Annotated in this window: 11 protein-coding genes; 6 read left to right on the top strand and 5 right to left on the bottom strand. The window is 69.2% G+C overall.

The window, feature by feature from the left end; all coding sequences use genetic code 11:
* Nucleotides 1-27 precede the first annotated feature (27 nt).
* Complete coding sequence (locus BLW41_RS06650; RefSeq protein ID WP_093118841.1) at nucleotides 28-699, bottom strand: MBL fold metallo-hydrolase; 672 nt, start codon at nucleotides 697-699, stop codon at nucleotides 28-30.
* A gap of 71 nt (nucleotides 700-770) precedes the next feature.
* Between BLW41_RS06650 and BLW41_RS06645 the strand changes: the two genes are divergently transcribed.
* From BLW41_RS06645 to BLW41_RS06620, 6 genes are all read left to right on the top strand, one after another.
* On the top strand, nucleotides 771-1,562 hold the full coding sequence (locus BLW41_RS06645) for an enoyl-CoA hydratase-related protein (protein ID WP_093117567.1): 792 nt from the start codon (nucleotides 771-773) through the stop codon (nucleotides 1,560-1,562).
* 83 nt (nucleotides 1,563-1,645) lie between these two features.
* The gene (gene coxB / locus BLW41_RS06640; protein WP_093117565.1) at nucleotides 1,646-2,512 is read left to right on the top strand and encodes a cytochrome c oxidase subunit II; all 867 of its coding nucleotides are present in this window, start codon (nucleotides 1,646-1,648) and stop codon (nucleotides 2,510-2,512) included.
* 77 nt (nucleotides 2,513-2,589) lie between these two features.
* Nucleotides 2,590-4,266, top strand: coding sequence for a cytochrome c oxidase subunit I (gene ctaD / locus BLW41_RS06635; protein ID WP_218138299.1), 1,677 nt, complete (start codon nucleotides 2,590-2,592; stop codon nucleotides 4,264-4,266).
* Nucleotides 4,263-5,276, top strand: a complete 1,014-nt coding sequence (locus BLW41_RS06630) for a COX15/CtaA family protein (protein WP_093117561.1) — start codon at nucleotides 4,263-4,265, stop codon at nucleotides 5,274-5,276. Before ctaD ends, BLW41_RS06630 begins: the two co-directional genes overlap by 4 nt.
* A 3-nt stretch (nucleotides 5,277-5,279) precedes the next feature.
* A complete protein-coding gene (locus BLW41_RS06625) occupies nucleotides 5,280-6,212 on the top strand; it encodes a heme o synthase (RefSeq protein WP_093117559.1) in 933 nt (310 codons plus the stop codon).
* A 12-nt stretch (nucleotides 6,213-6,224) separates the two neighbouring features.
* Entirely contained in the window at nucleotides 6,225-7,286 is a 1,062-nt protein-coding gene (locus BLW41_RS06620; protein ID WP_093117557.1) for a M42 family metallopeptidase, read from the top strand.
* 16 nt (nucleotides 7,287-7,302) lie between these two features.
* Here BLW41_RS06620 and BLW41_RS06615 read toward each other — a convergent pair whose 3' ends face one another.
* Genes BLW41_RS06615 through zwf form a run of 4 tightly spaced genes read right to left on the bottom strand, consistent with a single transcriptional unit; the run spans nucleotide 7,303 to nucleotide 12,634 of the window.
* Entirely contained in the window at nucleotides 7,303-9,225 is a 1,923-nt protein-coding gene (locus BLW41_RS06615; protein ID WP_218138298.1) for a glycoside hydrolase family 15 protein, read from the bottom strand.
* Nucleotides 9,222-9,965 carry a 6-phosphogluconolactonase gene (gene pgl / locus BLW41_RS06610; protein WP_093117553.1) on the bottom strand — a complete coding sequence of 248 codons (744 nt, stop codon included), beginning with the start codon at nucleotides 9,963-9,965 and terminating at the stop codon, nucleotides 9,222-9,224. The genes BLW41_RS06615 and pgl overlap by 4 nt, the downstream gene beginning before the upstream one ends.
* Nucleotide 9,966: 1 nt before the next feature.
* Nucleotides 9,967-11,097 (bottom strand): glucose-6-phosphate dehydrogenase assembly protein OpcA, encoded by a 1,131-nt coding sequence (locus tag BLW41_RS06605; RefSeq protein WP_177169397.1) that lies wholly within the window; start codon nucleotides 11,095-11,097, stop codon nucleotides 9,967-9,969.
* Nucleotides 11,098-11,107: 10 nt separating this feature from the next.
* A complete protein-coding gene (gene zwf / locus BLW41_RS06600; protein ID WP_093117549.1) occupies nucleotides 11,108-12,634 on the bottom strand; it encodes a glucose-6-phosphate dehydrogenase in 1,527 nt (508 codons plus the stop codon).
* Nucleotide 12,635: the final 1 nt, after the last annotated feature.

Genomic DNA, 12,635 nt, shown 5'->3' with positions numbered 1-12,635 from the left:
CTGGCCCCTGGCGCCGCCAGGGTCCCCCTAATCGGGCTTCCCGGAGACCGCCGCTGCTGGCTTCAGGATCTCCACGCGCGTGGGCGCGAGCCGCCGGAAGCGCTCGGCGTCCTGGCGGCTGCCGACTTCCGCGCCCCAATGCATCGGCACGGCAACCCGCGGCTGGATCCGCCGCGCCGCCTCGGCGGCCTCCTCGGCGGTCATCACGTAGCCCCCGCTGACGGGCAGCAGAGCGACGTCACAGCCGGTGACCTGATCCATTTCGGGGATCACGTCGGTGTCGCCGGCGTGGTAGAGCCGCCATCCCTGCCAGCGCAGCTCGAACCCGAGCCAGCCGGCCTCGCGCGGGTGGAAAGGCCGGCCTTCGGCGTTGCGCTTCGAGGTGTTGTAGGCGGCGACGCCGCGCACCTCGAGTCCGCGCAGCAGTTCGTCTTCGATGACCTCGCCCGGCGCCAGCGATAGCGAGCGCCCGCGCACCCGTTCGACCACCGTCGCCGGTCCGACGAGCCAGGTTTCGCTGCGTGCCAACGCCTCCACGTCGCGCGGCGAGAAGTGGTCGTAGTGGTCGTGGGTGACGAGGATCAGGTCGGCGCGAGGCGCGGGCTGCGGCACCCGATACGGGTCGATGTAGACCCACGCGCGACCGAGTCTCAGCCGAAAGCCCGCGTGCCCCAGCCACTCGACCGGTTCGAGCAGCATGAGCGAAGGGTAGGCTCGCGCCGCCGGCGCCACCCAATGGCGCGAAGCAGCGAGACGAGTAGGAGGACGGAGTGAGCGACGCAACGGTCAGCTGGGCCCAGGAGGGAGCGGTCGCGACAATCACGCTCAACCGACCGGACCGGTTAAACGCTTGGACCGACGAGCTGGCAGATGAATTGCGGTCCCTTCTTAGGCGGGCGGGCTCGAACGCGGACGTGCGCGCAGTGCTCTTGACGGGGGCCGGCCGCGCCTTCTCGGCGGGAGCGGACCTCAAGGCGGGGTTTGAGGCGGCCGACGACGGCATGCCCGACATCCGCCGCGAGCTCGACGAGCGCTACCACCCGGTGATCACCGCGATCCGGCGACTCGACAAGCCGGTGGTGGCGGCCGTGAACGGTCCGGCGGTCGGCATCGGGGCGTCGCTAGCGCTGGCTTGCGACTTGGTGGCGATGGCCGAGTCGGCGTTCATCTCGCTGGCTTTCGTGGAGATCGGGCTCGCACCCGACGGCGGCTCGACGCTCCTGGTGCCGGCGGCGGTGGGCAAGGCACGCGCCTTCCAGATGGCGCTGCTTGCCGAGCGGGTGCCGGCGCACACGGCGCTCGAGTGGGGACTCGTCAACTTCGTGCATCCCGACGACCGTCTGCTTGCCGAAGCACGAGCTCTCGCCGAGCGTCTCGCGAGCGGACCCACCCGTGCGTACGCAGCCGCCAAGCGCGCGTTGAACGAGGCCTTGTTTGCGCAGCTCGACCGCCAACTGCGGCTCGAAGCCGACCTCCAGCACGAGCTCGCCCGCAGCGACGACTTCCAGGAGGGCGTGCGCGCCTTCATCGAGAAACGGCCACCGGTGTTCAAGGGGCGCTAGGCGGGCGCCGGCGGGCGGCGGAGTTCGCTGCGGGCGTCACTAGCTGGAGGCGGCGGCGCCGAGCGGGTTATGATCCGCCGGCCTTGCGACGCAGTGCCAGCAAAGCGCGCTTGATCGCCGCCCTGGCGGTCGGGATCCTGCTGCCGCTCGTTCTCGCGCCAGCAGCGTTGGCGGGCGTCCTCGCCCCGGAAGCGGGTGGCTCGCCGAACGCCGACGACATCCGGACCCTCTACTGGATCGTCTTCGTAATCGCGATCCCAATCTTTCTGATCGTCGAGGGCACGCTGATCTGGTCGCTCGTGCGCTACCGGCGGCGGCGCGGTGGGCCGCCGCCTGCCCAAATCCGCGGCAACACACCGCTCGAGTTGAGCTGGACGGTCGGTGCGGCGCTGATTCTCGTGGTGCTTTCGGTCATCACCTTCGTGTACCTCGGCGACATCACGAACCCGCCACCGTCGCTCCCGGGCGGTCTCCAGAACGCGCAGTTCGCCTCCATCGACCAACCCGCGCCACCCCGCACCGGCGGTCCGACGCTGCGCGTGCGCGTCAACGGACAGCAGTACCTGTGGCGTTACGAGTACCCCGACCTGCCGGGCCCCAACTACTCGTACTACGAGCTTGTCGTCCCGATCCGCACCACGGTCGTGCTTGAGGTCACCGCCTCCGACGTCATCCACTCCTGGTGGATCCCGAAGCTCGGCGGCAAGGTCGACGCCGTTCCTGGCTACGTCAACAAGACTTGGTTCCGGATCTCGAAGCCCGGTCGCTACGTCGGTCAGTGCGCCGAGCTTTGCGGGCCCAATCACGCCGACATGCGGGCGGTCGTGAGGGCGGTCGAGCCGGCCGAGTTCGAAGCGTGGCTGCGGCGTCAGCGGGCCGAGATCCTCGCCGCCCAGGAGGACCTCTCGAAACAGCGGCGCGAACGCGCGCGTCGGGGCGAAGTGCAGTAGCGAGCTAGGAGCGGAAAGGAAGGTCCGTGGAGGCAGCAACGGTCGCACCGGCAGACGCGGTCAGGACGGTCCGTAGCGTGCAGTCCCCGCCCGAGGTCGTAATGCACGGGCTGCGCCCGGCACCGCGCGGTTGGCTTTCCTGGCTCACCACCACCGATCACAAACGGATCGGTGTGATGTACCTCGTCCTCACCTTCCTGTTCTTCCTGATCGGTGGGGTCGAGGCGCTGATCATCCGCCTCCAGCTTGCGCGGCCCGACAACACGCTGGTCACACCCGAGGCCTACAACGCGCTCGTGACCATGCACGGGTCGACGATGATCTTCCTGTTCTTCGTGCCGGTAGCGGCGGCCTTCGGTAACTACCTGGTTCCGCTGATGATCGGTGCTCGCGATATGGCGTTCCCGCGCCTCAACGCCTTCTCCTTCTGGACGCTGCTGTTCGGTGGCATCACCTTCTACGCGAGCCTCTTCTTCGATCCCCCGGCGGCCGGCTGGACTTCCTACACCCCGCTCTCCGACAACGCCTTCTCGCCCGACGGCGGCATCGATGCGTGGATCCTGATGATCCACCTGACGACGATTTCGTCGCTGGCTGGCGCCGTCAACTTCATCGCCACGATCCACAACATGCGCGCGCCGGGGATGACCTGGGGCCGGCTGCCGCTGTTCGTTTGGTCGATCCTGATCTACAGCTACCTGCTGGTGCTGGCCCTGCCCTCGTTGTCGGCTGCCGCCACCATGCTGCTCACCGACCGCCACTTCGGCACTGCCTTCTTCGACCCTGCGGGTGGCGGTTCACCGCTGCTTTGGCAGCACCTCTTCTGGTTCTTCGGGCATCCCGAGGTCTACATCATGATCCTGCCGATGTTCGGGATTGTGTCGGAGATCCTGCCCGTGTTCGCGCGCAAACCGATCTTCGGCTACAAGGCGATTGCCGCCTCGACCGTCGCGATCGCGTTCCTCAGCGTCCTCGTGTGGGCTCACCACATGTTCACAACGCCCACCGCGAAGGTCGTCCTCGCCTTCTTCATGCTCTCGTCGTTCGTGATCGCCGTGCCCACCGGCATCAAGATCTTCAACTGGATCGCCACGCTCTGGCGCGGCTCGATCGTCTTCAAGACGCCGCTGATGTTCGCTGCTGCGCTGCCGGCGCTGTTCGTGATCGGCGGCATCTCCGGCGTGATGCTGGCGATCTTCCCGATCGACTGGCAGGTGCACGACACCTACTTCGTCGTCGCGCACTTCCACTATGTGCTGTTCGGCGGCGGCGCCTTCGCGTTGATCGGTGGCCTCTACTACTGGTACCCGAAGATGACCGGGCGCCTGATGTCCGAACGCCTTGGCAAGCTCTCGTTCTGGCTGATGTTCATCGGCTTCAACATGACGTTCCTCGTGCAGCACTCGGCCGGACTGTCGGGCATGCCGCGGCGTATCTACGACTACAGCGCTTCGTCGGGCTGGGGCGACTACAACCTGATCTCCACGATCGGTTCGTGGATCCTCGGCATCGGCATCGTCGTAACGATGATCAACGCGATCATCAGCCTGAAGCGCGGTCAGCGTGCCGGCAACGATCCGTGGCACGGCAACACCTTGGAGTGGTTCGTGACCTCGCCGCCGCCCGAGAACAACTTCGATGTGATCCCGCGCGTGCGGTCGGTCGAGCCGATGCGTGACATCCGCGAACAGGTGCGAGCCACCCAGGGGCGGCCGGCCGACACCGTCGCCCAACCGCTCGCACCCACGCGGTGAACGCTGCTGGCTTCCGACGGCTGGCGGTCGCGACCTGGGTCGCGACCTTCGTCCTGATCGTGCTCGGCGGGATCGTTCGCGTCTCCGGCTCGGGTCTCGGCTGCGGTCCGGAAGGCTCCGGCTTCCACGGGTGGCCGTTCTGCAACGGCGATCTCGTGCCTGGTCTCGATCTCAACGCCGTGATCGAGTACGCGCACCGCGTCGCGGCTGGCCTCGTCGGTCTGATGATTCTCAGCCTCTTTCTGCTCGCCCAAAGCCGCCGCGTCGAGGCGCGGGGGCTGCGCCCCCTGACCGCAGGGCTGCTGGTGTTGGTGGTCGCACAGGCCGGCCTCGGTGGCTTGACGGTCGAGGAGGGTCTCGACGAGCGCCTCGTCGCCGCGCATCTGGGGCTTGCGATGCTGCTGCTCGGGGGCCTTTTGTTGCTCGTTCGCATGAGCGCATCCGCGCGCTCGACGAGCGCCGACCACCGACGGTCGAGCAAAGGCGTGCGCTGGCTCGCCTGGGCGACCGCGGTGATCGTGCTCGCGACGATCGTTGCCGGCGGCTACATGGCGGGAACACAGAACTACGGCCGGCCCGACTACCGCCTCGGGGACGGCGCGCACCACGCCTGCGGCAAGGAGTTCCCGACCTGCAACGGCGACTTCATGCCGTTCGGCCAGTCGCGGTTGGTGGACATCCACCTCACCCACCGCGCCTTCATGTATCTCGCGGTACTTCTCACGATCGCCTTGGTGGTAGCAGCGCAGCGGCGTCGCGCGACGGCTCCGCTGGTGGCCCGCCGGGCACGCATCCTCGGCCTGCTCGTGGTGCTTCAGGTGCTGCTGGGGGCTCTCAACGTGTGGCTCGACGAATACGAGCTGTTGATCGTCGCCCACCTCGCGCTCGGAACGCTGGTGTGGGCAGCAGCGCTCGACACCGCCCTCGCCAGCTCTTTGGTGCGCGCAACCGTCGCTGAGCCGACCGCCGCGCAACCCGCTGTGCGACCGGCGGCGGCCAGGGCCAGCTAAGCGATGAGCGCTCCCCTCGAGGGTGCAACGGCATCGGTCGGGGGCGCGCGCGCCACCCGCGCAAGCGCCGCTGCCAGCGGCCTCCGCGCGCGCATCGCCGACTACCTCTCGATGACCAAGCCCGGCGTCCAGTCGCTGCTGCTTTTCACCACCGCCACCACGATGTACGTCGCAGGCGATCCGTCCCCGTGGCTGGTGGCGGTCACCTGCCTGGGTGGCGCGCTGTCGGCCGGCGGAGCAGGCGCCCTGAACCACGTTCTCGACCGCGACATCGACCGCGTGATGAGCCGCACGGCCGACCGACCAGTGGCGGCGGGACGCGTCTCGGTGGCCCGCGCAACGGCCTTCGGAGCGCTGCTCGGGATCGCCGCGTTCGTGCTGCTCGCTGTCGCTGTCAACCCGCTCGCGGCGGTGCTGTCGGCCGCCGGTCTCGTCGGCTACGTCGGCGTTTACACCGCGTGGTTGAAGCGACGCACGCCCCAAAACATCGTGATCGGCGGAGCCGCCGGGGCAGTACCGCCGCTGGTCGGTTGGGCGGCGGTCACCGGGGGACTCAGTGGCACACCCCTCTACTTGTTCGCGATCATCTTCTTCTGGACGCCGCCCCACTTCTGGTCGCTGTCACTTTTGATGAAAGACGAGTACGCGCGCGCCGGCGTGCCGATGTTGCCGGTCGTTCGCGGTGAGCAGGAGACGCGGCGGCAGGTGCTCCTCTATGCGATCCTGCTGTACGCCGTCACGCAGCTGCCGTTCTGCGCCGGCGCCTTCGGTTGGCTCTACCTCGCGGTGTCGCTGCTGCTCGGTGCCCTCTTCATCGGCGGCGCGATCCTGCTCGTGCGGCGTCGCGACCGCACCACCGCTCTGCGCCTCTACCTCTTCTCGCTCCTCTACCTAGCTCTGCTGTTCGCGGCGATGGTCGCCGACGTGCGGCTCTGAGCGCAGCGCCCAGTGACGCAGCTACCGGCAACCCTCCGCGCACTCCTGGAGAGCGTCGGGCCGCCGGGTTACGAAGAGCAGCCGGCTCGGATCTGGCGGGAGGCAGCGGCAAGCTTCGCCGACGAGGTGCGCGGCGACGTGCTCGGATCTTCGCTGGCGCTGGTGCGCGGCGGCGGCGCCCGACCACGCCTGGCGATCGTCGGCCACATCGACGAGATCGGCTTGATCGTCACGCACATCACTGAGCGCGGGCTGCTGCGGGTAGCCGCTCTCGGCGGCTGGGATCCCCAGGTGCTCGTCGGTCAACGGGTCAGCATCGTCACCCGCCAAGGCGTCGTGCCGGGCGTGATCGGCGGCAAGCCCCGACACCTGCAGCGAGGCGACGACGCAAAACGGGCGCCCGAGATCCGCGACCTACACATCGACGTCGGAGCGCGCGACCGCGAGCACGCCGAACAGCTGGTACGGATCGGTGACGTCGCGGTGATCGACGCCGAGCCACGAGCGCTCGCCGACGGCCGGGTCGCGAGCCGCGCGTTCGACAACCGTCTCGGTGCCTACGTTGCGCTGGAAGCAGCCCGCCGCGTCGCCGCCGCCGGTGGCGCCGAAGTCGAGGTGGTGGCGATCGCATCCACCCAAGAAGAGATCACGTTCGCCGGCGCGCGCACCGCGGCGTACGCCGTAGAGCCGGACGTCGCGCTGATCGTCGACGTCACCCACGCGACCGACGTGCCGGGTATCGACGAGGGCGAGGTCGGTAGCCATCCACTGGGCTCGGGAGCGGTCATCGCACGTGGCGCGACGATCGCTCCGGCCGTCTACGAGCGGCTGCAAGCGAGCGCCGAGCGCGAAGGGATCCGCTACACGGTCGAGGCGACAGGACGTTCCACCGGCACCGACGCCGATGCCATCCACCTCACCCGTCACGGCGTCGCCTGTGGCGTCGTTTCGATCCCTCTCCGCTACATGCACCAGCCGGTCGAGATCGCCGACCTCGACGACGTCGAGGCGTGCGTGGCGCTGGTAACCGCCTTCGCCCTTTCCCTGCGTGCGGGCGAAGGTTTCGAGCGCTGACCGCGAGCTCGCGCCCTTACGCCACTTCGGGCCACGGGCGTCCGAAGGGAAGGCTGGTGGCGTCGAGGCCAAGCTCCGCGCGCGCGACGTGCAGCACCGCGTTAATCAAGGCGAGGTGCGTGAGCGCCTGCGGGTAGTTGCCGAGGTGGCGGCCGGAGCGCGGATCGAGCTCCTCCGCATACAAGCCGAGAGGCCCGGCGTGCGCCAGCAGTCGTTCGCACAGCTCACCGGCCCGCTCCAGCTCGCCGAGCTCGACCAGCGCCGAGACCAGCCAGAACGAGCAGATCGTGAACGTGCCTTCGGGCTCGCCGATCCCATCGTCGGCGCGCTCCGGTCGGTAACGGAGCACCATGCCGCCTTCCGACAACTCCTCCTCGATCGCGGCCACCGTCTTGCGCACGCGTTCGTCGTCCGGCGGCAGGAAACGAACAAGCGGAATCAACAGCGCCGAAGCGTCGAGCTCCCGAGAGCCGAACGCCTGCGTGAAAACGCCGCGCTCATCGCAACCGTGACGGAGGATCTCGGCCCGTATCTCCTGCGCTGCCGCAAGCCACCGGCGCTCGAGCTCGTGCTCGCCGCGGTAGGCAGCGAGTCGCGCGCCACGCTCCGCCGCCACCCAGCACATCACCTTCGACGACACGAAGTGGCGTTCGGGGCCCCGCACTTCCCAGATGCCGCGATCCGGCTCGCGCCAGCGGCGCAGCGCCTCCTCGACGACCTCGCGCACGTTCGGCCAAACGTCGACCGACAGTTGCTCACGCCCCCGCACGTGCAGGTAAACGGCGTCGAGCAGCGCGCCCCAAACGTCGTTTTGACGCTGCTTGTAAGCGGCGTTGCCGATCCGCACCGGTCGCGAGTCGGCGTAACCACGCAGGTGGTCGAGCGTGCGCTCCTCGAGTTCCCGCTCGCCGCCGATCCCGTAGACCACCTGCACCGCGCCACCGCCGAGGACGTCGGCAAGGAAGAAAAAGAAATCGTCGGCTTCGCGGTCGAAGCCCAGGCTGTGCAACGCCCACAGCGCGAACGCCGAGTCGCGCAGCCAGCAGTAGCGGTAGTCCCAGTTGCGCGAGCCGCCGGGCGCCTCCGGCAGCGAGGTGGTTGGCGCAGCGATGATCGCGCCGGTCGGTGCGTAGGCCATCGCCCGCAAGGTCAGCGCCGAGCGCTGCAGCACCGCCCGCCAGGGGTGATCAGGGAAACGACCAGCGTCCAACCAGTGCTGCCAATGGTGCGCGGTCTCGACGAGCGTCCGGTAGGCCTCGTCGTAGTCCTCCGGAAGCCAAGCGTCCCAACCCAGCGCTACGAACCTGAGATCGCCCTCGCGCAGGGTCGTACGTGCGGTCGCACGGCCCCCCTCCACGCCGATGCGGATGTCGCTACGCAGGCGCAGCTCCCGGGCCCCGTCGCACGGCTCGGTCGGCCGCGCGACCAGCTCGTGGTACCCACCCTCGGTGAACTCCCAGTGGCTCGCTAGGCGGCCGTAGTCGAAGCGCGGCTCACACTCGACGGCGATCTCCACCTCGCCGTGCACGCAGCGCAGCGTGCGCAACAGGACGTGGCGAGCGGCGCGGTCGACCGGCGCCCGCCGCCAGCCCGACTGCTCCGGACGTTCCGCCTGCCACGGCCCGACCAGCAAGCAGTCGCGCACGATCACCCAACCGCTACGGGTGCCCCAGCTCGTCTCGAGCACCATCGTGCCCGGGACATAGCGACGGTCGACCGGCACGCTGGTCTCGGCGGGGCCGACGCGAAAGAAACCGGCGTCCGGATCGAGGACTTTGGCGAACACGCTCGGTGAGTCGAAGCGTGGGAGACACAGCCAGTCGACCGAACCGTCGGGGGCGATCAGGGCTCCCGCCTCGCAGTCCGACAGGAAGGCGTAGTCGGCGATCGGACAGACCCGTTCCTGGCCAAAGCGGGGGGTTGTCGGCGCCACACTCACCGCTCGCTGCCCCCCTGCCCGGGCTGACCGACTCCCGCAAGGTCGGTCACCAGCGAAAGCTCGGGGGCTGAGCGCAAGCAGCGGGAAAGCAGCGCGGCGCCCGGCTCGCGCGCCTCCTCGGAACCGGCCGCAGCTGCTGACAAGGCGTGCTCGAGAGCCGCCCGTTTCTCCTCGCCGACCGCCAGCAGCAAGATCCGTTTGCCAGCGAGCAGCACCGGCAGCGTCAGGCTGACGCGTGGCACCAGCGGTTCCAGCCCCGGGCGCTCGACCGCGACCGCCCAACGCGCCGCCTCGCGCGCCTCAGGGCGATCGGGAAACAGCGAAGCGATGTGACCGTCGCGCCCGAGGCTCAGCACGACGAGTTCGAAGAGCGGCGGTCGCTGCGCAGAGCCGGAGGCGATCGCGAGCTCGCGCTCGTAGACGGCGGCAGCCTGCTGCGCGCCCTCGCCGACCGCCACCGCCCGCAAGCGCGGTCGGCGCTCTACGGGCAGCCGCTCGATCAGCGCGCGTTGCACAAGACCGCCGTTCGACCGCTCGTCCGCAAGCGGAACGCAACGCTCGTCGGACAGCCACAGTTCGACCGCCGCGAGGTCGACGACGGCGTTGGCAAGCCGTCGATAGACGAGCGCCGCCGCGCGCCCCCCGGTCGTGCAAATGCGACCCCCCAGCTTCGCCGCGGCAGCCATCATTTCCGCGACCACCTCCACCGGATCAGGCGTGGTGACCACGTGCACGGGCACGCTAAACAGCCCCTCCCGGCAACGACTCGCCGTCGCTCACCGCTCCTTCCAGCCGCAGCGCCTCGCCCAACGCCGGCCGGTAGCTCGGATCCCGCAAAAGCGCCTGTCGCAAAGCCTCGGCGAGGATGCCGCGCTCGCCGCGCGACGCCCCGAGCACGACCGACCGCAGGCGTTTCGGGCCCGGCAGCGTGCGTTCCAGCACGAGACCGCCGGGCCCGCGGTCGAGCCGCATCGCCACGCCCCCTTCGGTCGCGATCGACACGCCGGCGAGACCTGGAACCGGCATCTCACGGTCGGGGCGGAGCGACACGGCGAGCTCGCTACCGACCACACGCGCCCGGCGGCGCGTAGCGCCTCCGCCGTCACCCCGCGCAGCTTCGCCGCCGCTCGTACGAGGGGCCACCTCCCAGCCAAGGCGGGACGCTAGCCAGCCGCAGAACAACAGCGCCGCGGTGCGCGACTCGGGCGCGTGCCGCACCTCGACGCTCGTCATCCGCCACAGCTCGCGGCGCAGCGGCGGTGGATCGAAAAGCTCAGCGACACGCAGACGCCATGGCTCCGAACGCAACCACTCGAGGTCGACGACGTGGGCGGCCATCGCCAGGCGCTGGGCGCGTTCGAGAGCAGCTGCGGGACGCTCCCGATCGCGGGCGTCGAAGAGAATCGCGCCGCACAGCCCGCGTAGCGGATCCAGCCAAGCATCGTCGAGGTCGGGGGCCCAGGCGACCGTCGGCACGTCCTCAACCAGAAGCGGCGCCACCAGCGAACCGATCCGTCCACGTGCTGCGGCCGCCACCGGGAGCAACACACGTTCGCGGAGCATTCCGCGCCCCGTCTCGTCACCGGGCGCCCCGGCTACTTCGGCGAACGCGGCGATTTCACCGTCGTCGCTCTGTTCGCCCTCCAACACAGCAAGCAGAACGACCCGTGAGGGGTGATTGCGTCCGGTCTCGCGCAGCCGCGCGAGAACCTCGCCGACCCGCTCGGCGGGTGCCGCGACGACCAGCGTAAGCGCGCGTGCCGGCACAACCCCGAGCTCCTGGAATGCTCGCCGACCGAGTTCGCGCAGCGCTTCGGCGGCATCAGCAGGACCAGCGACCGAGCGGCGGAGATGCGCGCGCGTAGCTGCCAACACCGTGACCTCAGAGACGCCGCCAGCGGTGCCCCGGCAAGAGGATGCGGTTGGCGGCCGCTGGTCCCTCCGACCCTGCCTGGTAGGGCAAAGGCGGCTCGCCCTTGCGCGCCCAGGCATCGAGTATCGGCTGGCAGATCGCCCACTGGGCAGCGACCTCGTCCTCGCGCGTGAACAGGGTTGCGTCGCCGAGCATCGCATCGAGGATCAGGCGCTCGTAGGCCTCCGGCGACTCCGACAGAAAGGTGCTGCCGTAGAGGAACTCAAGCTTCACCGGTCGCATCTGCATGCGACTGCCGGGGATCTTCGCGTTGATCGAGATCGCCACGCCCTCGTTCGGCTGCACGGAAAGCACGATCTCGTTCTGCTGGGCGATACCGCCCTCGGCTTGGAAGGCAAGGTGCGGGACGGGCTTCAGCGTGAGCGCGATCTCCGTCAGCTTGCGCACCAGTCGCTTGCCGGTGCGTAGGTAGAAGGGCACACCCGCCCAGCGCCAGTTCTCCACCGCCAGGCGGAGCGCCACGTAGGTCTCGGTGCGGGATTGCGGGTCGACGCCGTCCTCCTCCCGGTAGCCCGGAACCTCCTCTCCCTCGACCACCCCGCGCACGTACTGGCCGCGCACCGTTGCCTCGTCAATCTGTTGCGGCGCCGGTGGGCGCACGGCGCGCAGAACTTTCGCCTTCTCGTCGCGCACGGGATCTGCCGCAAAACGCACCGGCGGCTCCATCGCGATCAAGGCGAGCAGCTGGAGCATGTGGTTCTGAACGAGGTCGCGCAGCGCCCCCGAGCTCTCGTAGTAGCCGGCGCGCCCTTCGATGCCGATGTCCTCGGCGACCGTGATCTGCACGTAGTCCACGTAGTTGCGGTTCCAGAACGGCTCGAACAATCCGTTCGCGAAGCGCAGCGCGAGGATGTTCTGAACCGTCTCTTTGCCGAGGTAGTGGTCGATGCGGTAGATCTGGCGCTCCTCAAGCACGGCGCGCAGACGGCGGTTGAGCTCCCGGGCCTCGTCCAGGCTGCGGCCGATCGGTTTTTCGACCACCGCCCGCACCTCCGCCTCCTCCAGCCGCGTAAGCTCGGCCGCGCCGAGAGCCTCCACGATCGGCGCAAAAAAGGCAGGGGCGGTGGCGAGGTAGAAGATGCGGTTGTGGCGGAGGCAGTCGTCGCGGTCGAACCGCTCGAGCCGCTGTCGGAGCCGCACGTAGAGCTCGCTGTCGTCGAAGCTGCCGGGTTCGTACGTGGCTAGCTCGAGCAGCCGAGCCAGCACGTCGCGGTCCGGCCGCCGGCGCGAGAAGCGCTCGACGGCGGTCGCAATCAGCTCGCGGTAACCCTGATCGTCGAGTTCGCCGCGCGCTACCCCGATCAGGCGGAAACCGTGCGGCAAGGCGCCGTCGTGAGCCAGGTTGTAAACCGCTGGCAGCAGCTTGCGCCGTGCGAGATCGCCGGTCGCACCGAAGATGACGAGCGCGGTCGGAGCCGCAACGGGCCGCTCGAGGCCCTCGGTCAGCGGATTGCGGCGCCGCTCGACGACCGCCACC

Origin of the sequence: Thermoleophilum album, from assembly GCF_900108055.1 — a bacterium.
In the GTDB taxonomy this organism is placed as follows: Bacteria; Actinomycetota; Thermoleophilia; order Solirubrobacterales; family Thermoleophilaceae; genus Thermoleophilum; species Thermoleophilum album.
Note: the sequence above shows the minus strand (reverse complement) of the source record. Positions and strands in the feature narration are given on the sequence as shown.